The following is a 21,120-nucleotide window of genomic DNA, read 5'->3' as shown; positions in this document are numbered from 1 at the left end:
GCCTGGGGATCCGCCGAACACGACAGTGGCCGGCGGGGTTTTACAGGGTTTACGGTCTGGGCGTGTACCAGTCACCGGCGGGCAGCTCTACTTGGCGCTCCGCCGCCGCCAGGGCCGCCTTCAGCCCCTCTTTGTCCAGTGGAATGCAGTACGCAGGTTTGGCGCGTTCAAACCGCCAGCTCTCATCCAGCCCGCCGGCATCCACTGCGTCAAAGCCTATGTCGTCCAGCAAGGCAATCACTTGCGCCTTGGCGGCCGGATCATCTGCAGCGACCGGCAGCGCACGCCGATCGGGTGCGCCGCTGCTGCGCGCGTCCTGGGTCAAGTCTGGCGCCAGGATGGCGTTGAACACTTTCACCACCGTCGACTGCGACAGGTGCTCGGCGACCAACCGGCTGGTGGTGGTTTCAAAACGGTCGAGCACTGGAATATGGCCATCGCGATCCGGGTAGTAGTTGTTGGCATCCATCACGATTTTGCCTTCCAGCCACTGCGCCGGCACGCTGCGGTAATGCTCGAACGGAATGGCCAGCAGTGCCAGGTCGCCAAATTGCGCTGCATCTTGCGCAGTGCCCACTTGAACCCCGCGAATGCCGCTGCGCACGCTGGTCATTGACTGAGGGCCACGGGAGTTGCTCAACATCACTTCATGGCCGGCGGCCAATGCCAACTGCGCAACGGCGCGTCCGATAAAGCCTGCTCCGATGATGCCAATTTTCATGTCGGTGCTCCTGGGTTGAGAGAGCCGTTATGATGATTAGCGACTGGATGGCGATAAATGGCCATTCTGATCTTGGTGTTGTTACTGGGAGTGGTGAATGATGGACCGCCTTTCAAGCATGAATGCCTTTGTGACGGCTGCCGAGATGGGGTCCTACGCCCGTGCGGCGGAGCGTTTGAGCCTGTCGCCGCAAATGGTGGCCAAGCATGTGGCGGCCCTGGAGCATCGGCTGGGCGCCCGCTTGCTCAACCGCACCACGCGTCGGCAAAGCCTGACGGAGCTCGGGAGTGCTTACTACGAGCGCTGCAAACATATCCTGACGGAGGCTGAGGCGGCGGACTCCCTTGCACAGATCATGAATGACACGCCGCGGGGCAAGCTCAAGATCAGCGCTCCCGTGACGTTTGGCTCCTACAGCCTGATGCCGCTGGTGACCGGGTTTCTACGGGACAACCCCGAGGTGGAAATCGACCTGCACCTGACCGACCGGTTTGTCGACCTGGTGGAGGAGGGCTACGAAGTGGCGTTCCGTATCGGCCCTCTGGCAAGCAGCAGCCTCACCGCCCGGCCGTTGCAGCCCTACCGTCTGGTGGTCTGTGCCGCACCCAAATACCTGGCCGAGCGCGGTACGCCGCTGACGCCGGCAGACCTTGAACACCACGAGTGCCTGGGATACGCCTACTGGTCGCGCCCGGTCGATCGCGAATGGTCGTTCTACCAAGGCGCCGTCTTGCACAAGGCGCAAGTCACCAGCCGCCTGCACGTGAATGAAAGCCGGGCGTTGATGACTGCGGCGCTGGATGGCTTTGGCATTGTCCTGGGGCCAGAAGATTTTTTGCGTTCGGCCCTGGCGCGCGGCGAACTGGTGCGCGTGCTGCCGGAGTTTGAAGCGCCAAGCCGGCAGATGCATTTGCTCTACACCGCGAACCGCCAGCGCACCGCCAAGCTGCGGCGATTTGTCGACGCGGTGCTGTTGCGTTTCGGCCCGCCCTAGACGCTGAAGCCGACTTTGACCTGCTCATACACATGCAGCGCCAGCAGGTTGCTGCTATCGCAAAGTAGATACAGGTGATGCACCGGCAATGGGGGCAATTGGGCCCCGGCAATCACTCGGGTCAATCCCTTGCCCATGCGGCTTTCTTCCACCAGGCCCACCGCCATGCCACTGCGAATGCACGCTTCAACGGCAGGCGAACTGGCACTTTCCAGCAGCACCCGATAGTAAGTGCCGTGCTCCTTCAGCGCCCGAATCGCGGCGGCGCGATAAGGGCAGCCTGACAGTTGCACCGCAATCGGTAACGGCGCCTGCTGTGGATAGCTGAAGTGTTCGGCGGCGACCCACAGTGGCTGGATTTCCCCCAGGCGTTCGCCCTGTTCCAAGGGCAGGGCGCTGACAATCAGGGCCAGGTCCAGCTGTTTGCTGCCGAACAATGTGAGCAGTTCGCCACTGGAACGCGCTTCCACCTCCAATTCCAGCAGCGGGTTGTCGGCCACCAGGCGCGGCAGAAAATCCTGCATGAAGTCTGGTGCGTAAGAGTCAGGCAGGCCAAGGCGGATCTTGCCCTGCATGCGTTGCGGCGTGAGGGAGGCCAGCAGGCGATCATGGCTCTTGAGGAACTCGGTGGTTTCACCCAGGAGTTTCTTGCCGTACATGGTCAGCTCAACCCCCTGGTTGCTGCGGCTGAACAGGCGCTGGCCGACTTGCTCTTCGAGCTTTTTAATCTGTGTGGTCACCGTGGAGGCACTGCGGTGCACGTGGTTGGCCGCTTCGTTGAATCGCTGAAAGCGGGCTACCGCGTGAAAGGTGCGCAACAGGTCGATGTTCAGTTGTTTACTCATGATTCCACTTTTATGGATTAGTGGTGCAGACTATTCAAATATACAGAATCATGCGCGGCCCTTAGCCTTTCGGTCAATCAAGCGAACCGGAGGCTCAATGAAACGATCGACCTTAGGGCTGCTGCTGTTACAGATAGTCTTCGTGCTGTCGTGGAGTTCGGGCTTTATCGGCGCGAAATTGGCGGCCCGTAGTGATGGGGTGTTCAACGTGCTGTTCTGGCGTTTTCTGCTGGTGTCGCTGTGCCTGGCGCTGTTCTTGAACGTGCGGCTGCTGAAGGTTTCCTGGGCGCGGATCCGCCATCACGCCGTAATCGGGTTCCTGTCGCAATTTCTCTATTTGAGCTGTGTCTACGTGGCGATCCAGAACGGGTTGCCACCGGGGATTGCGGCGATCATCGCGGCCTTGCAGCCGTTGATGACGGCGGCCCTGTCATCGGGCAGCGTGGCCGAGCGCAGTGGTGGCTGGCAGTGGCTGGGGCTGATGATCGGTTTTGCCGGCGTGGCGATTGTGATCTCGGGGCAATACCGCAACAGCGGAGCCGATGTCGGGCTGGTCATGTATGCATTGCCCCTGGTGTCGGCGCTGGGGCTGACCGTCGCCACGCTGTATGAACGACGTTCGGCCCAGGCTCAGTCCGGCGACCTTGCCCTGGCGTTGTTTATCCAGTCGTCGTTGACCTTGATCGGTTTTGCCGCAGCGGTGCTCTACACCGATACGTTGAGCATTCCCCGGGCCCCCGATGTATTGATCTCCATCCTTTGGCTGACGGTGTTTTCTACCTTCCTCGCTTACCTGAGCCTGTGGATGTTGTTGCGGGTGATGACGGCCACCCATGTGGCTGCGTTGGTGTACCTGGAGCCTCCGGTGACACTGGTATGGGCGGCAATGATGTTCGGCGACGTGATTTATGCATCGACGTATGCAGGGATCGCCGTGGTGGTGGCAGGCCTGATTCTGGTGCGCCTGAAACAACCGGTCGCAGTGTGTACCTCTTGAAAAGGTCAGTTTTTCTTTACCTGCCGTCTGCCCGCAGGTTCAGCAACCTGACAGTTGGCACCTGTTAAAAAGTCTTATAGCCAAGCAGGAGCGCGGCTGGAACAAGGGGGCATTTTTTACTGGTGTAAACGCTGGGCGGTGACGCCCGAGGATTCTGTATGTTGTTACGTTATGCGGCATTGGCGGCGCTGGTCGTCGCGGCTTCCGGGTGTGTAGAGGAGCGGGTCGTGCATGATCGACGACCGGTGCAGCGTGAATATGTAGAAGTCGTCGCGCCGCAACCGCCGCCGGTGCAGGTCATCGAGGTCGAGCCCGAAGGGCGGCCAGGCTACCTGTGGTCGCGGGGTTACTGGCGTTGGGAAGGCGGGCGTTATGTGGCGGTGCACGGCCACTGGGAGCCGGAGCGTCCAGGTTATCGCTACGTGCATCCGCATTGGGTACAACGCAATGACGGCTATCACTGGCAGGGCGGCGGTTGGGTTCGCTGACCGTATTGCAGTCGCTTAAATCGGCTTCTGTGTACCCAGAAGCCGAACTTCCCTGAGCAGCGCCGCGCCCAACTGGCCGGTGCCCAGCTCCTTGTAGCCCACGGCTTTTACGTCGCCATTCTCTTCCGCCTGGATGAGGATCACTGGTGTTTGCTTGCCTGTGGCTTCGTCGACATGCATCGCGTACTGCGGGATATCCAGCTTGATCGGCGTGCCTGCCGCCTGGCCTTTCACATTGATCAGAAATGCCGCACAACCGGTATCCACATCCTGGCTGGTGGCGGAGCGGCCACTGACGAAGCAGGTGGAGGGCAGGTCGGGCCAGGTGATGGTTTCGGCGAAGGCCAGTGGGGACGTTAACGTCAAGCCGGCGAGAAGAAGCGTGCGCACGTTGGTCGTATCTCTGGATAAAGTCGGTAACGGCATTTTCTACCAAAGCCTGAACGCTGCTGCAACGCGGCGTCTCATGTCAGCCGCCGCATGCCTGTAGCCTTGGCTGCGTTGGTGTCAAATGTCGCCGTATATTCACATCCAGCTGCGTGGGCACAGCGTTCAATCAGGCAGTCGGCGAAGTCGGCCTTGGTGCTTGTGAATCGCCGCAGTGCCTGCCAGATGACTTCGGCGTGTTCTACAGTCAGTTCCCGGGTGCGTAGCAGCGTTTCCAGGACGGCAACCACTTCACTCTTGGCGCACTGGTAGCTGGATTGGAGGACCCATACCAACTCCACCACTGAAACCAGGCTGACGAAACCCGGCGAGGAAGTGGTGAGAGATTCGATCAGTCTGGATGCTTTTGGCGATTGAACGGGGTCATCTTGGGTGACATAGCGCACCAGCACATTGGTATCCAGTCCGATCATCGTGCTTTTGCCCCCTGCGCAGCGATGGCCAGGTTCATTGCTTCGATGCTGACAGGTTTGGCGGGTTTGCGGATCAGCCCTTTGAGGTCCAGTACGGTTTTGCTGGCCGCGATGATGGCGAATTTGCCTTCTTCCATTTCCACAAATTCGACCCGGTCGCCAGTGTCCAGCCCAAGCGCGGCGCGGACTTGAACAGGGATGGTGATTTGTCCTTTTGAAGTAAGTGTGGCGGTAGCCATGTTGAAAGCCTCTCTCGTGATACTCCTTACCTTAGGGTAAGGAATTGTGGAGGGCAAGATCCATTGGTCCATAGATTACTCATCTGGCGTGGGTGGGTCGGAACAGGTAAAACGATAGTCCGAACTGTCCCTGTCGACACGCCTGATACCGGCCTCAAGAGATACAACATATGACCGACCGCCACCTCATCATCCCCACCTCCATGCAACCCATCGTCGAGCGCGCCGGCTACGTGCCGGCCGTAAAAGTCGGCAAGACGTTGTACTGCGCAGGCCAGGTCGGCCGCACGGAAAGGCTGGAAGTCATCACCGACCCCGAGGCGCAATTCGTCGCAGCCTGGGAGAGCCTGCGGCTGGTGTTGGAGGAGGGGGGTTGTACGTTTGAAGACGTGGTCGACATGACCACTTACCACGTGAACATGAGCGAACACATGGCGGTTTTCCGTGAAGTGAAAAACCGCCTGTTCCCGCGAGGGTTGTGCGCCTGGACGGTCATTGGCGTATCGGAACTGGCCAATCCAGGCTTGCTGCTGGAGATCAAGTGCGTCGCGGTTCAGCGCTGACTCACTGCACCACGCGATAGCACGGCACGTACGCAGCGCCGCCCGGCAGTTTCATCCGGTGCTGCTCCACAAATGCCTTCAGCAACTCATCCAGCGGCTTCATGATCGCCGGGTCGCCATGAATCTCATACGGCCCGTTCTGCTCGATCAGGCGAATACCCTTGTCCTTGACGTTGCCCGCCACGATCCCGGAGAACGCCCGGCGCAGGTTGGCCGCCAGTTCGTGGGGCGGCAGGGCGTGGCTCAGTTGCAGGCTGGCCATGTTGGCGTGGGTCGGGTCGAACGGGCGCTGGAAGCCTTCGTCGATCTTCAGCAGCCAGTTGAAGTGGAACGCGTCGTTGCGCTCGCGGCGGAACTGTTTGACCGCTTTCAGGCCGGCCGTCATCTGCCGCGCCACTTCTGCCGGATCATCAATGATGATCTGGTAGTGAGCCTGGGCCGCTTCCCCCAGGGTTGCGCCCACAAACGCGTGCAGCTGTTGCAGGTACGGCGCGGCGTGTTTCGGCCCGGTGAGGATCACCGGGAACGGCACGTCGTGGTTGTCCGGGTGCATCAGGATGCCCAGCAGGTACAGGAACTCTTCAGCCGTGCCGGCGCCGCCCGGGAAGATGATGATGCCGTGGCCGACGCGCACGAAGGCTTCCAGGCGCTTTTCGATGTCCGGCAGAATCACCAGCTCGTTGACGATCGGGTTCGGCGCCTCGGCGGCGATGATCCCCGGCTCGGTCAGGCCCAGGTAGCGCCCTCCGGTAATGCGTTGCTTGGCGTGGGAAATGGTCGCGCCCTTCATCGGGCCTTTCATCACGCCGGGGCCGCAGCCGGTGCACACGTCGAGGCTGCGCAGGCCCAGTTCGTGGCCGACTTTCTTGGTGTATTTGTATTCTTCGGTATTGATCGAGTGCCCGCCCCAGCACACCACGATCTTCGGCTCCACGCCCGGGCGCAGGGTGCGGGCGTTGCGCAACAGGTGGAACACGTAGTCGGTGATGCCCTGGGAGCTGCTCAGGTCGATGCGCTGGCTGTCCAGTTCGTTTTCGGTGTAGACGATGTCGCGCAGGGCGCTGAACAGCATTTCCCGGGTGCTGGCGATCATTTCGCCATCGACGAAGGCGTCAGCCGGGGCGTTCAACAGTTCGAGGCGCACGCCACGGTCCTGCTGGTGGATGCGTACTTCGAAGTCTTTATAGGCGTCGAGGATGGTCTTGGCGTTGTCGATATGCGCGCCGGTGTTGAGGATGGCCAGGGCGCATTGACGGAAGAGGGTGTAGATGCTGCCGGTACCGGCTTCGCTCAGTTGCTGGACTTCACGTTGCGACAGCGTTTCAAGGCTGCCTTTAGGGCTTACGGAGGCATTGATGACTTGTCTTTGGGGCATTCTGATTCCCTGAAAGCACAGCCACCGGACCATGGAAGGCCAGTGGCTTGAGGATAGTGCGCGCCGTTAACGGTCGCATTGGACTGGCATTTTCCCCGGCACTGGAGCCGAGCGCAAATACCGTCGCGCACCATCATGCCGCAGAAGTTACTGAATCAGCTTCCAGTTTTTGTAGAAAAACCGCCGCAAGGTAAAGACCGCTCCGGCAAAGCCGGCGATCAGGCCGTTGAGCACGGACGGCACCCGGGTGGGCCGCACGATATCGATGAACAGGCAGTAGCGCTTGGCGTCGTTCTTGTTGAAGGAGGCGTGCATCAGCGTGTCATCGAAGATAAACAGCGGGTCATCGTGCCAGTAGTGCTTGTGCTTGCCGACCTGGATGTAAACGCCGTCGTGATGGGGCGCCGGTGCCATGTTGTAGAGCACCCGGAACATCATGCGCAGCGGGCCGAAGTGAAACGAGGTGGAGCGGTTTTCATTGAACACCGACACGCCGATGGTTTTCACATAGGGCAGTTTTTCCCGCAGTTGCGGAATATCCAGAGTGGTCTCGATCGGACGGCCGTACCACTGGAAGAACAACATGCCGCGCTTTTTCTCGGCCATGCGCTCATCCAGGTACTGAATGATTTCGTCCTTGTTGGCCATGGCGTCGTCGATGACCTTCTGCAGGTCTTCACGCCAGGCCGGTGGCAGGTCGTTCATCTTATAAACGTGGCGATTGCGCTGGCTCAACAGGTCAAACAGCGTGTTGAAGGGTGCCAGCAGCCAGGTATTGCGACCATTGCCGATGAAATACTTCTTGATGGTCGTGCCGTCGTACAGGCCATTGCGCAGGAAGTCATACAGCCCGCAGAACACCACCAGCAGCAGAAACACCAGGGTGGTTTTCGGGAAGCAATAGATGAACAGCAATACGCCAAGGACCCAGGCGGCGGACGCCAGGCGTTTGCGGATGACACTCTTACTCATGAAACTTGGCTCCATCGGGCGGTTTTCGATTGCTTCAAAACCGTCCGCGATCGACTGGCAGGCCAGGCAAAGGAGTCAGTCAACCCGTAGGGCATCATGCCCGAGCTGAAACATATCGAAATAATATGGTCATGATAGGGTGTTATCGCGCTCAGGTGGCGTTTTAAATGCTGGAAATTTGTGAAGTCACTGCACAGTTTTTTACCGTTGTCCCTTTAAAACACCTCGGCTAATAGCCGGATCAGCAGTGTTGCGGATAGCATTTTGTGAACAGAAGATTTGCGACTATCGTGACGCTTCGGTTTTCCGGGCGTCATAGACCGGTACGATTGACGCTGTAATGGCCACCATTGGCCTTCGGCACCTTGGAAGAGGCAGAAATTTTATGATCATCAAACCGCGGGTTCGTGGCTTTATCTGTGTGACCGCTCACCCGGTTGGCTGTGAAGCGAACGTCAAAGAGCAGATCGACTACGTGACCCAACACGGTGCCATTGAAGGCGGCCCGAAAAAGGTGCTGGTCCTCGGGGCTTCCACCGGCTACGGCCTGGCCGCGCGCATCAGCGCTGCCTTTGGCTGCGGCGCCGACACCCTGGGCGTGTTTTTTGAGAAAGAAGGCGAAGAGGGCAAGCTCAGCTCTGCCGGCTGGTACAACAGCGCCGCCTTCGAGAAGTTCGCACTGGAAAAAGGCCTGTACGCCAAGAGCATCAACGGCGACGCGTTCTCTGACGAGATCAAGCGCCTGACCATCGAAACCATCAAGAAAGACCTCGGCAAGATCGACCTGGTGGTCTACAGCCTGGCCGCGCCACGCCGTACCGACCCGCAAGGCGTGGTGCACACCTCCACCCTCAAGCCGATCGGCAAGGCCGTGACCCTGCGCGGTATCAACACCGACAAGGGCGTCGTGGTCGACACCACCCTTGAGCCGGCCACCCAGGAAGAAATCGACGGCACCGTGAAAGTCATGGGCGGCGAAGACTGGCAGCTGTGGATCGACGCCCTGCGTGACGCCGACGTGTTGGCCGAAGGCGCCAAGACCACCGCGTTCACCTACCTCGGCGAGAAGCTGACCCAGGACATCTACTGGAACGGTTCCATCGGCGAAGCCAAGAAGGACCTGGACAAGAAAGTCCTGACCCTGCGCGAAAACCTTGCTGCACTGAAGGGCGACGCCCGTGTGTCGGTGCTCAAGGCCGTGGTCACCCAGGCCAGCTCGGCGATCCCGATCATGCCGCTGTACCTGTCGCTGCTGTTTAAAGTGATGAAAGAACAGGGCACCCACGAAGGTTGCATCGAGCAGGTCTATGGCCTGTTCAAGGACAGCCTGTACGGCAAAGAGCCCAAGCTCGACGCCGACGGCCGCCTGCGTGCCGACCTCGCGGAACTTGAGCCGAAGGTTCAGGACGCGGTCGCGGCACTGTGGAATCAGGTCTCCGACGACAATGTCAACGAGATCAGCGATTTTGCCGGCTACAAGGCGGAGTTCCTCCGCCTGTTCGGTTTCGAGATCGACGGCGTGGACTACGACGCTGACGTCAATCCAACCGTGAAGATCCAGGGCCTGGTTCAGGCCTGAGCGATGTGAGCGGGCCGCGACCTTGAAGAGGTGTTATCAAGGCCGCGGCGGGTTACTTCACAACTTCAGACGGTGCGGGATGAAGAGAGGCGCGCCTGTGCCTCGCTGAACGCGGGCCGCCTGACGTTTACCACTTCTTTTTCCCACAGTGGGTTCAAGGGCATGTGGTAACCACTGTCTTTGGCTGTCCGGATCAGTTCTGCCATTTCCTTGCTGTCATTGATGATGGCGATTTCGTCGAACCGTCCGAGTTTGGCCGGCAGGAAAAAGGTTACCGGGTAGTTGGCAGCAACATCAGCCACCGGGCTCCCTGAATCCGTACTGTGGTGAACCACCCGCTCTCCCTTCCCCACCAGCGCCTCATTGATCGCCGGGATCATGTTCGCTATTCGCGACGTGGCATTGCCGATGTTGCTGTCTTCCTTTTGATAAAAACGATCAGCGCTTTCATAGTCTTCGCGCAGTTCATTTGGCGCCTTGTATTGATTGGGATCTGCACTGCGTTGTTTATAGCCATCAACCCGCTCCTTAAATACGCTGTGGGCGACATCCGGCACGAGTAGCTTGTCTTGCGGGCCGAGGTCACTCATGTGCGGGCCGATCAAGTGCAAATCATAGTCAGCCGTCAGGGCTTTGCCGCCTTCGGTTTTTGCCAGCACTTCGACAGGCTTGCCTTGGTGGGTGATTTGAAAGTCGTTATCTAAAGGTGATTGGCGCTTGCCTTCGAATGCGTAGATTTTATGGCTGGGTCCCTGTGCATTGAAGCGTATGACGCCGTCAGGGGTCTCGGGTTGGAGTTGATCGATTTTGCCGAGCTTCAGCAGGTCGTTAAGGCGGTTGCTCGACACCGCCAGCGGAACTGAAACCGCATAGCCATCCTGGATGCAACTGGTGGTTTGCTCGCTGGCCTTGGCGATTTTCTGCGGATTGGTTTCAGAAAACTTCTCCAGTTTACTGAGCCCCTGATCCACGCAGATCAGGCCGGCCTGCGGCCCCCAGTCGGCACTTTTGCCTTTGATATGAAAGTCTTTGGTGGGATGCCCTGCCTCGATCAGCCCGGTTGCCACTGGCTCGACGGCACGTACCCCAATGAGGGTGTTGTGCTCAGCGGCCAGGCGTTGGAAAGGTGCAAGATGGCCTGATGCAATTCCGGTCTGGCCCTTGACCCGTTCGATCGCCGACTCCAGGGACCGTTTCTCCAGAGGGCCGGATCCGGCCCCCTGTTCCATTTGACGATTTTCCAGCATTGCTCTGCTGGCGCTTGATGGGGAAATGACAGAAGTATTAATAGTGTTCATGGGTTACCTCCAACTTCTTCGCGATGTGTCGTAAGTTTTATGGAGTTCCCTTCCAGACAAATGTGTGACCGATTGCACCTTCGACACTAAGCAACCCGTCTAGTCCGTGCTGTCGGAAATATCTGAAGTGTTTCGATGCATATTTATGCAATCCATTTATCCCGCATCTGCAGGTGTTTTAAACGGAGATGTCCTTATGACGATTCGCGCAGTTGTTTTTGATTTCGGCGGTGTCCTGTTCGACTGGAACCCGCACCATCTCTACCGCCAACTGATTGCCGACGACCACGAGCGCCAGCAGTTCCTGGACACGGTCTGCACTCAGGCCTGGAACACCGAGCAGGATGCCGGCCGCAGCCTGGCCGATGCGACCCGCACGCTGATCGCCGAACACCCCCAACACGAACGCTTGATCCAGGCGTACTACGACCGCTGGCACGAGATGCTGCGTGGCGCATTACCTGAAGGCGTGGCGATTCTGGAAGCGTTGCATGAGGCGAAGATGCCACTGTTCGGCCTGACCAACTGGTCCGCCGAGACCTTTCCCTACGCCCGTGCCAACTATCCGTTCCTGCAGTATTTTCGCGACATCGTGGTGTCTGGCGAAATCAAGTTGATCAAGCCCGATGCCGCGATCTACCACGCCAGCCTGGCGCAGGTGCGTGCCCATCTGCCAGATATCCAGCCGGCTGAAGTGGTATTTATTGATGACGTGGCCGGTAATGCCGAGGCGGCCATTGCCTTGGGCTGGCAGGGGATTCATCACGTGTCTGCCGGGCAGACACGCGAACGCTTGCGTGAGCTCGGAGTGAGCCTTTAGCGCGCCCACTTCTCCATGACGAAATCCACAAAGGCCCGCAGCTTGGGCAGGCGATAGCGGTCCTGGGCGTACAGTAAATGCATCGGCCGGCTGGGCAGTTGGTAGGACGTCAATAACGCCACCAGCTTCCCGGCCCGCAGGTCGGGCTCTACCAGTGCGTCCGGCAGCATCACGATGCCCATGCCTTCCAGTGCCGCCTGGCGCAAGGCCTGGGAACTGTTGATGGTCAACGAGCCGGAAACGGGAATTTCCACTTCGCCCTCTGCGCCGCGCATGCGCCACAGTTTGTCGGCGTTGCGCCAGTCGTCGGTCGCCGGGTAGGCGAATGCCAGGCAGTCGTGCTCCTGCAGATCATCGGGGAGTTGGGGCGTGCCACGCCGCGCCAGGTAACCCGGGGACGCGCAGAGGGTGATGGTGTAATCCAGCATTGGCCGGGCAATCAGGCTTGGAGCGTCCAGCTCCCCCAGGCGGATGGCCACGTCGAAGCCGCTGTCGACCATGTCCATCCGCTGATTACTCAGCACTACGTACAGCTTGATCTGGGGATAGCGCTGGGAAAATTCACTGAGTGCCGGTGCCAGGCGTTCGGTGCCAAAGGCCGGTGGCGCAGTGATCCGCAGCAGGCCCTTGGGTACGTCGCTGTTGGCTTGTTCGGCCATCTGTTCGGAGTCGGACACCAGCCCGAGTACTTCCAGGCAACGCTGGTAATAAATCCCGCCAAACTCGGTCAGGCTTTGCTTGCGGGTGGTGCGCTTGAGCAGGCTGACGCCCAGGCGTTGCTCCAGAGCGCGCAGGTGATTGCCGACCATGGTGGTGGACATGCCGCACGCTTGCGCCGCCGCCGTCATGCTGCCGGCTTCCACCACTTTCACGTACACCGTCATCGCCTGGAACAGATCCATTATCAAGCCTTGGTTTAAAGTGATTGCAGGAATGCGCAGTTTATCCAGCTCGGGTGGCTAACGATACTGGCGTCATCACTACGATGCACTGGAGCCTCACGCCATGACCGCCGCCTGCCTGATGACCACTTATCAACCGTCGCCCCTGAGCTTTACCCGTGGCCTTGGCACGCGCCTGTGGGACCAGCAGGGTCGTGAATACCTGGATGCCGTGGCGGGTGTGGCGGTGACGAATGTCGGCCACTCCCACCCACGGTTGGTGACGGCCATCAGTGAGCAGGCCGGTTTGCTGCTGCACACCTCCAACCTCTACAGCATCGACTGGCAGCAGCGGCTGGCCCAGCGCCTCACCCAACTTTCCGGGCTGGACCAGGCCTTCTTCAACAATTCCGGGGCCGAGGCAAACGAAACGGCGCTGAAGCTGGCGCGGTTGCATGGCTGGAAAAAGGGTATCGAACAGCCTCTGGTGGTGGTGATGGAGAATGCTTTCCACGGGCGCACCCTGGGCACTATGTCTGCCAGCGACGGGCCTTCCGTGCGGCTGGGGTTTCAAAAGCTGCCGGGGGACTTCATCAAGGTCGGCTTCGGTGACTTGAAGGCGTTGGAGGCGGTGACCGAGGAGTTCGGCGCGCGGATTGTCGCGGTGCTGCTGGAGCCGATCCAGGGCGAAAGCGGTGTGCAAGTCGCGCCGCCGGGTTACCTGAGAGCCTTGCGCGAGCATTGCACTCGCCAAGGTTGGTTATTGATACTCGATGAGATCCAGACCGGGATCGGCCGCACCGGTCGCTGGTTTGCCTTCCAGCATGAAGGCATCGTGCCCGATGTGATGACCCTGGCCAAAGGCCTGGGCAATGGCGTGCCGATTGGTGCGTGCCTGGCCCGGGCTGCCGTGGCGCAATTGTTTACGCCTGGCAGCCATGGCAGCACCTTCGGCGGCAATCCGCTGGCCTGTCGGGTGGGGTGTACGGTGCTGGAGATCATCGAAGAACAAGGCCTGCTCGACAACGCGGCACAACAGGGCGAGCGGTTGCTGGCGCGCTTGCGGGTGGAGTTGAGCGAACATCCCCAGGTGCTGGCGATTCGCGGGCAGGGGCTGATGATCGGCATTGAGCTGGCGACGCCTCACCGCGACCTGGCCCAGCGCGCGGCGCACGAGCATGGGCTGCTGATCAACGTGACGCGGGGCAAGATCATTCGGTTGTTGCCGCCGTTGACCATTGACGGCAAGGAAGTGGAAATGATCGTGCGGGCGCTTTCCCGGCTGCTGGACTAGATCTACCCACCTTCCGTAGCAGCTGTCGAGCGCCAGCGAGGCTGCGTAGGACGCACCTCGGTCACCGTTCAAACTCGATGGCGGTGGGGCTGCCGACGCAGGGCCGCGGGTCAAACTCGATGGCGGTGGTGCTGCCGACGCAGCCTCGCTAAAGCTCGACAGCTGCTACGCGGGGCCGTTCAACCACTCCTGATTCAGGGTCTCGGTATCCCCCAGGTAATCCAGCAACCAGGCCATGGCCGGCGACAATTTGTTCTGCGCCCACGCCACGCACGACGGGCTGGCTGGGAAGGGCCGGGACAGTTGCAGGGCGCTCAGCTCGCCGCGTTCGATCCACGGTTGCACCAGGTGCGCCGGCGCCATGCCGACGCACAGGCCATCTCGCAGGCAATCAATCGCCGAGGCCCAATGGGGCACCACTAAACGACGCTGGTTATCCAGGGTCCAGGTGTCGCGCTTGGGCAGGTTGCGCGAGGTATCGGTCATGCACAGGGAGGCGAAAGGTCGCAATTGGTCGTCGCTGAGCAAGCCTTTTTCCGTCGCCAGCGGGTGCCGGCTGCTGACCACGCACAGCCAGTTCAACAAACCCATGTCGCGAAACGTGAACTGGCTGGCCACCGGCACCGCGCTGGTGGCGCCGATCACAATGTCGGTGCGGTCGTCGGCCAAGGCATCCCACACCCCGTTGTACACCTCGTAATCCAGCAGCAATTCCACCTCTGGGAACTGGCGATAGAAATCCAGCACCAGTTGCCGGCAGCGCTGCTGTTTGACGATGGAGTCCACCGCGACTTTCAGTTGGCCACTCCAGCCATTGGCCACTTGCTGGCACAGCCGGCGGGTGCCGAGCATTTTTTTCATGACGCCGCGGGCTTCGTCGATAAACAATCTACCGGCGGGCGTCAGTTCCACATCCCGATGACGTCGGACAAACAGCGGCACCGCCAGCCATTCTTCGATTTGCCGCACGGTGTAGCTGATGGCCGACGGCACGCGGTGCAGTTCCTGGGCGGCGGCGCTGAAACTGCCGTGGCGGGCCACTGCATCCACTACATCCAGGGAATATTCAGACCACATGGGTGTTGCCTTCAAAAATATTGATAGGAAAGTCCAATTATTCTCGCTTCACAGGGAAGTATGCAGCTTCATAATAGGCGCCAGTCAGCAAATAGTTTGATGGCAGGTTATACAAGGCTTCAATGAAAAATTCTTTTGGATTCACCTGGTACCTGGCGGGGCTGAGCATGCTCGGCTATCTGGCCATGGATATGTACTTGCCGGCGTTTGGCGCCATGGGCGAGCAACTGCAGATTTCACCCGGCGCGGTGGGCGCGAGCCTGAGCATTTTCCTCGCCGGCTTTGCCGTCGGGCAGTTGCTGTGGGGGCCGCTGTCCGACCGGCTGGGGCGCAAACCGGTGCTGCTCACGGGCCTTTCGCTGTTTGTGCTCGGTTGCCTGGGCATGTTCTGGGTCGAGACCGCACCGCAGTTGTTGGCCTTGCGCTTTGTGCAGGCGATTGGCGTGTGTTCCGCCGCCGTCAGCTGGCAGGCGCTGGTGATCGACCGTTACCCGGCGGATAAGGCCCATCGGGTGTTCGCGGGCATCATGCCGCTGATGTCCCTGTCACCCGCCCTGGCACCACTGCTGGGGGCATTGATGTTGAATCACTGGGGTTGGCAGGCGATCTTCGGTGTGTTGCTGGTGGTTTCGCTGTTACTGCTGTTGCCGACGTTGTTTCTCAAGCCTTTGCCGAAACGCCTGACAACCGACGGCGAACCTTCCCGACTCGGTTATGGGCAACTGCTCAAGTCGCGGGTGTTCACCGGCAACGTGATGATCTTTGCCGCGTGCTCGGCCAGTTTCTTCGCCTGGCTCACCGCCTCGCCGTTCATCCTCGGCGGCATGGGCTACAGCCCCAACGACATTGGCTTGAGCTATGTACTGCCAACGCTGTCATTCCTGATCGGCGGCTACAGTTGCCGCAGCGCGTTGCAGCGCTTCCAGGGCCAGACCTTGTTGCCGTGGCTACTGTTGGCGTACTGCGTCAGCATGGTGGCGCTGTACCTGGTGGCCACCTTGACCGTGCCCACGCTCGCCACCTTGCTGATTCCGTTCTGCCTGATGGCGCTGGTCAACGGCGCCAGCTACCCGATCGTGGTGGCGAATGCGCTGATGCCGTTTGCAGAAAATTCCGGCAAGGCAGCGGCATTGCAGAACACCTTGCAGTTGGGCCTGTGCTTTCTTGCAAGCCTGATCGTGTCGTCGATGATCGACCAGCCGCTGTTGATTACCGCGATTGTGATGCTGGCGACGGCGCCATTGGCGGTGTTGGGCTACTGGCTGGCGCGGCCGAAGGGTAGTGATTCGGAGCTTGCGCGTGCTTGATCTGATAATGCCGTCAAACTGTGGGAGCTGGCTTGCCTGCGATGAGGGCGGCATATCCGACATCATTATTGGCTGACCCACCGCTATCGCAGGCAAGCCAGCTCCCACAGTTGATCGGGCTCCTTGAGCAAGCATGGGGGGATTAGAAAGTCACTTCCATATTCACCGTCGGCGTTGAAGTGCGGCTGCCCCGGCCGCCGTCCACACCGAACTTGTTATGCCAGTACTCGTAGCCCACGCCCAGGTACAGGTTGGGCTTGACGCTTTTGCCCGGGCGCACCGCCACCATCAGCGCGGTGCGCATCAGGGTTTCCGGCGCGGTGTCGCGGCCGTGGAAGTCCTCGCCCTTTTCCCCGACATGATTGATAAACCCCTGAAACTTCGCCCCGTGGTTGCCGATCTCGAAAGGGCGCATCCAGGTCAGGTTGAGCATGTAGGTATCGTCGAAGGTGTGGTCGGGTTCTTTCGCGCCGGGGATGCCGGAATGGTTCCTTTCCTTGTAGTACATCAGACTCAGGTCCAGCACGCCGACGGTGTTGAACTTCAAGGTCGGGCCAATCACCAGCGCGCGCTTTTTCGCCGACGCCAGGTTGTTGTTGCGGTTGGCGTCAAAGCCGAAGGTCAGTGCGTAATCCTTGATCACCCCGGTGCCCAGCGGCACATCGAAGACCCTTGAAGCGTACAACTGGTGCCGGTACACGGCGTACACCTCGCTGCCGCCGTGGTCGGTACCCTTGCGCGGGTCGCGGCTGTCTGACAGGAACACATCGAGGTTCAGGTAATTGCTGCCGTACTGGTAGCCGCTGGCGTGGGTGAAACTGTAGATGCGCTTGCTGAATTCATCCGGGTTGTTCGGATTGGTGAACTGTTGGCCGTAGCGAAATCCTACGCTGTTGTTCATCCACTCCAGCGCGACAGCCTCCCCGCCGCCGAACAGTGTGAGTAATACGGTTGCGCCGTGCAGTGCCTTTTTCATTGTTTTAATTCCTTTGGCGTTTTGGCTCATGGCAACCGTGCAAGGGTCGCCGGGCGCAGTATCCGCACATCCGTTGTGGGTTCCAAAGAACAGAATCTCGCCTGGGCCGATGCCGAAACGGCAGCACTGAAGCTGGCCTGGAAGTCAGGAAATACGCGGTGCCCGGGGTGTTTCCCGATTTTCGCGCAAGCTGATTTCTTCACTGAGCAGATGGGCCATGGCTTGCACCGCAATCGGCAAGTCCCGGTCTTTGCGGGCGTACAGACCGAGGTCGCTGAAGATCCCGCCCTGGTCGCTCAGCGGAATGTGCAGGAGTTCACCGCGGGCCAAATCCACCTCCACGCCGATGCGTGTCTGGAACGCGATGCCCAGTTGCTGGCGCGCCAGTTGCCGGGCCAGTTCCATGGAGTTGCTGTGCAGCAGCGGTTTGTTCGTCGCCGCCGAGCGCTTGTGCAGAGGCGCGATCAGGTGATGAACCGACAGCTCGCTCTTGGCCTGGATCACCCCATGTTCACAGCAGCGCGCGTAACTCACGCTGGCCTCGCCCGCCAGGGGATGCCCCGGCGCCATCAACGCGCCCAGGCGGAAATGGCCGACACACACCTGGATGGTTTCGCTGCTGCGCGGTAAGGCAAAGGCCAGCCCCAGATCAGCCTGGCCATTGACCACCGCGCCTGGAATTGACTGCGAACCCTGCACCGTGACGCCAATGGTCACCTTCGGGTAGCGCTCACGCATGCGCTTGAGGGCGGCGGGCAACAGCTCCACGGTGGCACCTTCCACCGTGGCGATTTCCACATGACCGGTCTGCACACCGTTCAAACCGTCCAGCTCACCGCGTACACGTTCCACATCCTGCAACAGGATGCTCACGTGACGGGTCAGGATCTCGCCGGCGGCGGTCAGGCGCAGCCCGCCGGGCAGCCGCTCGAACAGCGCCGCGCCCACTTCATCCTCCAGCTTTAGGATCTGCCGGTTCACCGCCGAAGAGGCGACGTTCAGGCGGCGCGCGGCTTCGCGGATCGAGTGGCAGCGGCGAACCATGTCGAAGTAGTAAATCGCCGGGGCGTGAATGCGCAGCTTGCGGTTGAGCATTTTTTTTCAAGTCCTTGTGCGCAGCGCTTCAAGCCACGGGGCAGGGCGGCTGAATGGATTTTTGTAACATCGTTGATGATGGTTTTGTGAAATTGATTGTATACAACTCTATGGACATCCAATCTTTCTATTGCATACAGTGAGTGCACAACAAAAACAGAGAACCCCTCACCATGACTATCCCGAAGGCGTCACCGCAGCGGCCAGAAGATGAGAATCTCGGCGTCGCAGCCAACATGGCTTACGGCCTGCAGCATGTGCTCACCATGTACGGCGGCATCGTGGCCGTACCGTTGATCGTCGGCCAGGCGGCCGGGTTGTCGCCGGCCGATATTGGCTTGCTGATTGCCGCCTCGCTGTTTGCCGGTGGCTTGGCCACGCTTTTGCAAACCCTTGGGCTGCCGTTCTTCGGCTGCCAGTTGCCGCTGGTGCAAGGGGTGTCCTTTGCCGGGGTGGCAACGATGGTGGCGATTGTCGGCAGCGATGGCGCGGGCGGCATCCCGGCGATTCTCGGCGCGGTGATGGCCGCGTCGTTGATCGGGTTGTTGATCACCCCGGTGTTCTCACGAATCACCAAATTCTTCCCGCCGCTGGTCACGGGCATTGTGATCACCACCATCGGCCTGACCCTGATGCCCGTCGCCGCCCGGTGGGCCATGGGCGGTAACAGCCGCGCCGCGGATTTCGGCAGCATGCCGAACATCGGCCTGGCGGCACTGACCCTGGTGCTGGTGTTACTGCTGAGCAAGATCGGCAGCGCGACCATCTCGCGGCTGTCGATCCTGCTGGCGATGGTGATCGGCACGATCATCGCGGTGTTCCTTGGCATGGCTGACTTCTCCAGCGTGACCCAGGGCCCGATGTTCGGCTTTCCCGCGCCATTCCATTTCGGCATGCCCACCTTCCACCTGGCGGCGATCATTTCCATGTGCATCGTGGTGATGGTGACGCTGGTTGAAACCTCGGCGGACATTCTCGCGGTGGGCGAAATCATCGACACCAAGGTCGACTCCAAGCGCCTCGGCAATGGCCTGCGTGCCGACATGCTGTCGAGCATGTTTGCGCCGATCTTCGGTTCGTTCACCCAAAGCGCGTTCGCCCAGAACGTCGGGCTGGTGGCGGTTACCGGGGTCAAGAGTCGCTACGTGGTCGCCACCGGCGGGATATTCCTGGTGATCCTCGGCCTGCTGCCGTTCATGGGGCGGGTGATTGCGGCGGTGCCGACTTCGGTGCTGGGCGGGGCCGGGATCGTGCTGTTCGGTACGGTGGCGGCCAGTGGGATTCGTACCTTGTCCAAGGTCGATTACCGCAACAACATGAACCTGATCATCGTCGCCACTTCCATCGGTTTTGGCATGATCCCGATTGCGGCCCCGAGTTTCTATGATCAATTCCCGAGCTGGTTTGCGACTATTTTCCATTCGGGGATCAGTTCGTCGGCGATCATGGCCATCCTGTTGAACCTGGCGTTCAACCACTTCACCACCGGCAACTCGGACCAGCAGTCGGTGTTTGTTGCCGGCACTGAACGCAGCTTGTGCTTCCAGGATGTGGCGGCGTTGCGGGATGGGGATTACTTCAGCGGCGGCAAACTGTTTGATGCCGAGGGCAAAGAGATTCCATTGCTGGCGGAAGTGCCGAAGAAAGCGGCGGTGCAGGGCAGGGCACAGACCAGCGAAGTTTGACGAAGCAGAAGAGCTTTGCGTAGCAGCTGTCGAGCCTTGGCGAGGCTGCGTCAGCGGTGGGTCAGATACACCGTTGACGCAGCCTCGCCAAGGCTCGACAGCTGCTACGGCTGGTTAGCCAGTCTTGAGTGCTTTGTGGGGCAAGGAACAAGCCTCATCCAAAAACTGCACCACCGTCCCCATGCACGCCTGCCGCTCTTCAACATGCGGCATGTGGCTGGAGTCTTCGAACAGCGCCCAGCGCACGTCGGCAATCTCATCCAGGAACGGCTTGACCACCAGTGGCGTGGCCTCATCATGCCGACCGGAAATCACCAGGGTCGGCACATTGACCTTCGACAGCCGGCCAATCACGTTCCAGTCTTTCAAACTGCCAATCACATGGAATTCCGTCGGGCCGCTCATGGCGTGATACACCGTCGGGTCCGAATCCACCTGGGCGAATGTGCGAGCCACTTCTTCCGGCCACGGATTGACCCGGCACACGTGCTGGTCATAGAAAATCCGCGAAGCGGCCAGGTATTCAGGGTCTTGGTAGCTGCCGGCCTGTTCGTGCTTGAGCAGGGTCTCGTGCACGCCTTCAGGCAACAGCTTGCGCAGGCGGTTGGCTTCGCTGACCCAGGTACGCATGCAGGTCGGCGAGTTGGCCGGGATAAACGCACGCAGGCCCTTGGGTTGCAGGATGGCGTGTTCGCTGCCCAGCATGCCGCCCCAGGATTGCCCCAGGATTGCGTAGTTGTTGCTGATTTGCAGGTGGTCCAGCAGGTTGTCCAGTTCTTCCAGGAACAAGCCGACGGTCCAGAATGAAGGGTCTTTGTCAGGCAGGTGCGTGGAGCGGCCGTTGCCCAGTTGGTCGTAGTGAATGACCGCGTGGCCACTGGCAGCAACGTCCTTGTAGGCGTCGACATAATCATGGGTACAACCCGGGCCGCCGTGGAGGATGACCAGCGGCGTAAGGCCGCTGTCCAGGTTGCCGGTGACCCGATACCAGGTTTGGTAGTCGCGAAAGGCCGCATAACCTTCGCGGATTGTTTCGATGAATTCCATTTCGTGC

The 21,120-nt window shown here is 60.1% G+C and carries 22 protein-coding genes; 9 read left to right on the top strand and 13 right to left on the bottom strand.

The window, feature by feature from the left end; translation table 11 throughout:
* Positions 1-49: 49 nt before the first annotated feature.
* Positions 50-721: an NADPH-dependent F420 reductase gene (locus tag V3W39_RS03645; protein WP_330212206.1), complete on the bottom strand. Its 672-nt coding sequence runs from the start codon at positions 719-721 to the stop codon at positions 50-52.
* Between the two features lie 97 nt (positions 722-818).
* On the opposite strand from V3W39_RS03645, the gene V3W39_RS03640 reads away from it, so the two are divergent.
* Positions 819-1,715 (top strand): LysR family transcriptional regulator, encoded by an 897-nt coding sequence (locus V3W39_RS03640; RefSeq protein ID WP_177130663.1) that lies wholly within the window; start codon positions 819-821, stop codon positions 1,713-1,715.
* On the opposite strand, the gene V3W39_RS03635 is transcribed toward V3W39_RS03640, so the two are convergent.
* Positions 1,712-2,560 (bottom strand): LysR substrate-binding domain-containing protein, encoded by an 849-nt coding sequence (locus tag V3W39_RS03635; RefSeq protein WP_177075677.1) that lies wholly within the window; start codon positions 2,558-2,560, stop codon positions 1,712-1,714. The two genes, V3W39_RS03640 and V3W39_RS03635, sit on opposite strands and share 4 nt — an antisense overlap.
* A 97-nt stretch (positions 2,561-2,657) precedes the next feature.
* On the opposite strand from V3W39_RS03635, the gene V3W39_RS03630 reads away from it, so the two are divergent.
* Positions 2,658-3,557, top strand: a complete 900-nt coding sequence (locus tag V3W39_RS03630) for a DMT family transporter (protein ID WP_330212205.1) — start codon at positions 2,658-2,660, stop codon at positions 3,555-3,557.
* A gap of 158 nt (positions 3,558-3,715) precedes the next feature.
* Positions 3,716-4,045, top strand: a complete 330-nt coding sequence (locus tag V3W39_RS03625; RefSeq protein ID WP_063032202.1) for a YXWGXW repeat-containing protein — start codon at positions 3,716-3,718, stop codon at positions 4,043-4,045.
* Positions 4,046-4,060: 15 nt separating this feature from the next.
* Here V3W39_RS03625 and V3W39_RS03620 read toward each other — a convergent pair whose 3' ends face one another.
* From V3W39_RS03620 to V3W39_RS03610, 3 genes are all read right to left on the bottom strand, one after another.
* Complete coding sequence (locus V3W39_RS03620; RefSeq protein WP_177045614.1) at positions 4,061-4,435, bottom strand: hypothetical protein; 375 nt, start codon at positions 4,433-4,435, stop codon at positions 4,061-4,063.
* A gap of 74 nt (positions 4,436-4,509) precedes the next feature.
* A complete protein-coding gene (locus tag V3W39_RS03615) occupies positions 4,510-4,905 on the bottom strand; it encodes a PIN domain-containing protein (RefSeq protein ID WP_177045612.1) in 396 nt (131 codons plus the stop codon).
* Positions 4,902-5,216, bottom strand: a complete 315-nt coding sequence (locus V3W39_RS03610; RefSeq protein WP_177045611.1) for an AbrB/MazE/SpoVT family DNA-binding domain-containing protein — start codon at positions 5,214-5,216, stop codon at positions 4,902-4,904. The genes V3W39_RS03615 and V3W39_RS03610 overlap by 4 nt, the downstream gene beginning before the upstream one ends.
* A gap of 98 nt (positions 5,217-5,314) precedes the next feature.
* Here V3W39_RS03610 and V3W39_RS03605 point away from each other — a divergent pair, with 98 nt between their 5' ends.
* A complete protein-coding gene (locus V3W39_RS03605) occupies positions 5,315-5,707 on the top strand; it encodes a RidA family protein (RefSeq protein ID WP_330212204.1) in 393 nt (130 codons plus the stop codon).
* Position 5,708: 1 nt separating this feature from the next.
* Here V3W39_RS03605 and ppnN read toward each other — a convergent pair whose 3' ends face one another.
* Positions 5,709-7,082, bottom strand: coding sequence for a nucleotide 5'-monophosphate nucleosidase PpnN (ppnN, locus tag V3W39_RS03600; protein ID WP_017477293.1), 1,374 nt, complete (start codon positions 7,080-7,082; stop codon positions 5,709-5,711).
* Between the two features lie 147 nt (positions 7,083-7,229).
* Positions 7,230-8,054, bottom strand: coding sequence for an aspartyl/asparaginyl beta-hydroxylase domain-containing protein (locus tag V3W39_RS03595; RefSeq protein WP_177075669.1), 825 nt, complete (start codon positions 8,052-8,054; stop codon positions 7,230-7,232).
* Between the two features lie 385 nt (positions 8,055-8,439).
* Here V3W39_RS03595 and fabV point away from each other — a divergent pair, with 385 nt between their 5' ends.
* On the top strand, positions 8,440-9,633 hold the full coding sequence (gene fabV / locus V3W39_RS03590) for an enoyl-ACP reductase FabV (RefSeq protein ID WP_177045604.1): 1,194 nt from the start codon (positions 8,440-8,442) through the stop codon (positions 9,631-9,633).
* 65 nt (positions 9,634-9,698) lie between these two features.
* Here the strand turns inward: fabV and V3W39_RS03585 are convergent, their stop codons facing one another.
* Complete coding sequence (locus V3W39_RS03585) at positions 9,699-10,931, bottom strand: anthrax toxin-like adenylyl cyclase domain-containing protein (protein ID WP_330212203.1); 1,233 nt, start codon at positions 10,929-10,931, stop codon at positions 9,699-9,701.
* A 196-nt stretch (positions 10,932-11,127) separates the two neighbouring features.
* Between V3W39_RS03585 and V3W39_RS03580 the strand changes: the two genes are divergently transcribed.
* Complete coding sequence (locus tag V3W39_RS03580; protein ID WP_177075667.1) at positions 11,128-11,751, top strand: HAD family hydrolase; 624 nt, start codon at positions 11,128-11,130, stop codon at positions 11,749-11,751.
* Here the strand turns inward: V3W39_RS03580 and V3W39_RS03575 are convergent.
* Complete coding sequence (locus V3W39_RS03575; RefSeq protein ID WP_177113305.1) at positions 11,748-12,653, bottom strand: LysR family transcriptional regulator; 906 nt, start codon at positions 12,651-12,653, stop codon at positions 11,748-11,750. The two genes, V3W39_RS03580 and V3W39_RS03575, sit on opposite strands and share 4 nt — an antisense overlap.
* A 103-nt stretch (positions 12,654-12,756) precedes the next feature.
* Between V3W39_RS03575 and V3W39_RS03570 the strand changes: the two genes are divergently transcribed.
* On the top strand, positions 12,757-13,926 hold the full coding sequence (locus V3W39_RS03570; protein WP_330212202.1) for an aspartate aminotransferase family protein: 1,170 nt from the start codon (positions 12,757-12,759) through the stop codon (positions 13,924-13,926).
* A 165-nt stretch (positions 13,927-14,091) separates the two neighbouring features.
* On the opposite strand, the gene punR is transcribed toward V3W39_RS03570, so the two are convergent.
* Positions 14,092-15,003, bottom strand: a complete 912-nt coding sequence (gene punR / locus V3W39_RS03565; protein WP_177045596.1) for a DNA-binding transcriptional activator PunR — start codon at positions 15,001-15,003, stop codon at positions 14,092-14,094.
* A gap of 122 nt (positions 15,004-15,125) precedes the next feature.
* On the opposite strand from punR, the gene punC reads away from it, so the two are divergent.
* A complete protein-coding gene (punC, locus tag V3W39_RS03560) occupies positions 15,126-16,310 on the top strand; it encodes a purine nucleoside transporter PunC (RefSeq protein ID WP_330212201.1) in 1,185 nt (394 codons plus the stop codon).
* Between the two features lie 142 nt (positions 16,311-16,452).
* Here punC and V3W39_RS03555 read toward each other — a convergent pair whose 3' ends face one another.
* Positions 16,453-17,286: a hypothetical protein gene (locus V3W39_RS03555; protein WP_023659076.1), complete on the bottom strand. Its 834-nt coding sequence runs from the start codon at positions 17,284-17,286 to the stop codon at positions 16,453-16,455.
* 144 nt (positions 17,287-17,430) lie between these two features.
* Positions 17,431-18,381 carry a LysR family transcriptional regulator gene (locus V3W39_RS03550; RefSeq protein WP_330212200.1) on the bottom strand — a complete coding sequence of 317 codons (951 nt, stop codon included), beginning with the start codon at positions 18,379-18,381 and terminating at the stop codon, positions 17,431-17,433.
* A gap of 173 nt (positions 18,382-18,554) precedes the next feature.
* Between V3W39_RS03550 and V3W39_RS03545 the strand changes: the two genes are divergently transcribed.
* Complete coding sequence (locus V3W39_RS03545; RefSeq protein ID WP_259196092.1) at positions 18,555-20,066, top strand: nucleobase:cation symporter-2 family protein; 1,512 nt, start codon at positions 18,555-18,557, stop codon at positions 20,064-20,066.
* A 114-nt stretch (positions 20,067-20,180) separates the two neighbouring features.
* Here the strand turns inward: V3W39_RS03545 and V3W39_RS03540 are convergent, their stop codons facing one another.
* Positions 20,181-21,113: a proline iminopeptidase-family hydrolase gene (locus V3W39_RS03540; RefSeq protein WP_330212199.1), complete on the bottom strand. Its 933-nt coding sequence runs from the start codon at positions 21,111-21,113 to the stop codon at positions 20,181-20,183.
* Positions 21,114-21,120 lie beyond the last annotated feature (7 nt).

It is taken from the genome of Pseudomonas sp. Z18(2022) (genome assembly GCF_036346535.1).
GTDB classification, from domain to species: Bacteria; Pseudomonadota; Gammaproteobacteria; order Pseudomonadales; family Pseudomonadaceae; genus Aquipseudomonas; species Aquipseudomonas yamanorum_A.
This window is presented reverse-complemented; position numbering and strand designations above follow the sequence as displayed.

Excerpts from the sequence above, each read along its gene's own strand:
- V3W39_RS03645 (WP_330212206.1), bottom strand. The coding sequence starts at position 721 with ATGAAAATTGGCATCATCGGAGCAGGCTTTATCGGACGCGCCGTTGCG.
- V3W39_RS03640 (WP_177130663.1), top strand. The coding sequence starts at position 819 with ATGATGGACCGCCTTTCAAGCATGAATGCCTTTGTGACGGCTGCCGAG.
- V3W39_RS03635 (WP_177075677.1), bottom strand. The coding sequence starts at position 2,560 with ATGAGTAAACAACTGAACATCGACCTGTTGCGCACCTTTCACGCGGTA.
- V3W39_RS03630 (WP_330212205.1), top strand. The coding sequence starts at position 2,658 with ATGAAACGATCGACCTTAGGGCTGCTGCTGTTACAGATAGTCTTCGTG.
- V3W39_RS03625 (WP_063032202.1), top strand. The coding sequence starts at position 3,716 with ATGTTGTTACGTTATGCGGCATTGGCGGCGCTGGTCGTCGCGGCTTCC.
- V3W39_RS03615 (WP_177045612.1), bottom strand. The coding sequence starts at position 4,905 with ATGATCGGACTGGATACCAATGTGCTGGTGCGCTATGTCACCCAAGAT.
- V3W39_RS03610 (WP_177045611.1), bottom strand. The coding sequence starts at position 5,216 with ATGGACCAATGGATCTTGCCCTCCACAATTCCTTACCCTAAGGTAAGG.
- V3W39_RS03605 (WP_330212204.1), top strand. The coding sequence starts at position 5,315 with ATGACCGACCGCCACCTCATCATCCCCACCTCCATGCAACCCATCGTC.
- ppnN (WP_017477293.1), bottom strand. The coding sequence starts at position 7,082 with ATGCCCCAAAGACAAGTCATCAATGCCTCCGTAAGCCCTAAAGGCAGC.
- V3W39_RS03595 (WP_177075669.1), bottom strand. The coding sequence starts at position 8,054 with ATGAGTAAGAGTGTCATCCGCAAACGCCTGGCGTCCGCCGCCTGGGTC.
- fabV (WP_177045604.1), top strand. The coding sequence starts at position 8,440 with ATGATCATCAAACCGCGGGTTCGTGGCTTTATCTGTGTGACCGCTCAC.
- V3W39_RS03585 (WP_330212203.1), bottom strand. The coding sequence starts at position 10,931 with ATGAACACTATTAATACTTCTGTCATTTCCCCATCAAGCGCCAGCAGA.
- V3W39_RS03580 (WP_177075667.1), top strand. The coding sequence starts at position 11,128 with ATGACGATTCGCGCAGTTGTTTTTGATTTCGGCGGTGTCCTGTTCGAC.
- V3W39_RS03575 (WP_177113305.1), bottom strand. The coding sequence starts at position 12,653 with ATGGATCTGTTCCAGGCGATGACGGTGTACGTGAAAGTGGTGGAAGCC.
- V3W39_RS03570 (WP_330212202.1), top strand. The coding sequence starts at position 12,757 with ATGACCGCCGCCTGCCTGATGACCACTTATCAACCGTCGCCCCTGAGC.
- punR (WP_177045596.1), bottom strand. The coding sequence starts at position 15,003 with ATGTGGTCTGAATATTCCCTGGATGTAGTGGATGCAGTGGCCCGCCAC.
- punC (WP_330212201.1), top strand. The coding sequence starts at position 15,126 with ATGAAAAATTCTTTTGGATTCACCTGGTACCTGGCGGGGCTGAGCATG.
- V3W39_RS03555 (WP_023659076.1), bottom strand. The coding sequence starts at position 17,286 with ATGAAAAAGGCACTGCACGGCGCAACCGTATTACTCACACTGTTCGGC.
- V3W39_RS03550 (WP_330212200.1), bottom strand. The coding sequence starts at position 18,381 with ATGCTCAACCGCAAGCTGCGCATTCACGCCCCGGCGATTTACTACTTC.
- V3W39_RS03545 (WP_259196092.1), top strand. The coding sequence starts at position 18,555 with ATGACTATCCCGAAGGCGTCACCGCAGCGGCCAGAAGATGAGAATCTC.
- V3W39_RS03540 (WP_330212199.1), bottom strand. The coding sequence starts at position 21,113 with ATGGAATTCATCGAAACAATCCGCGAAGGTTATGCGGCCTTTCGCGAC.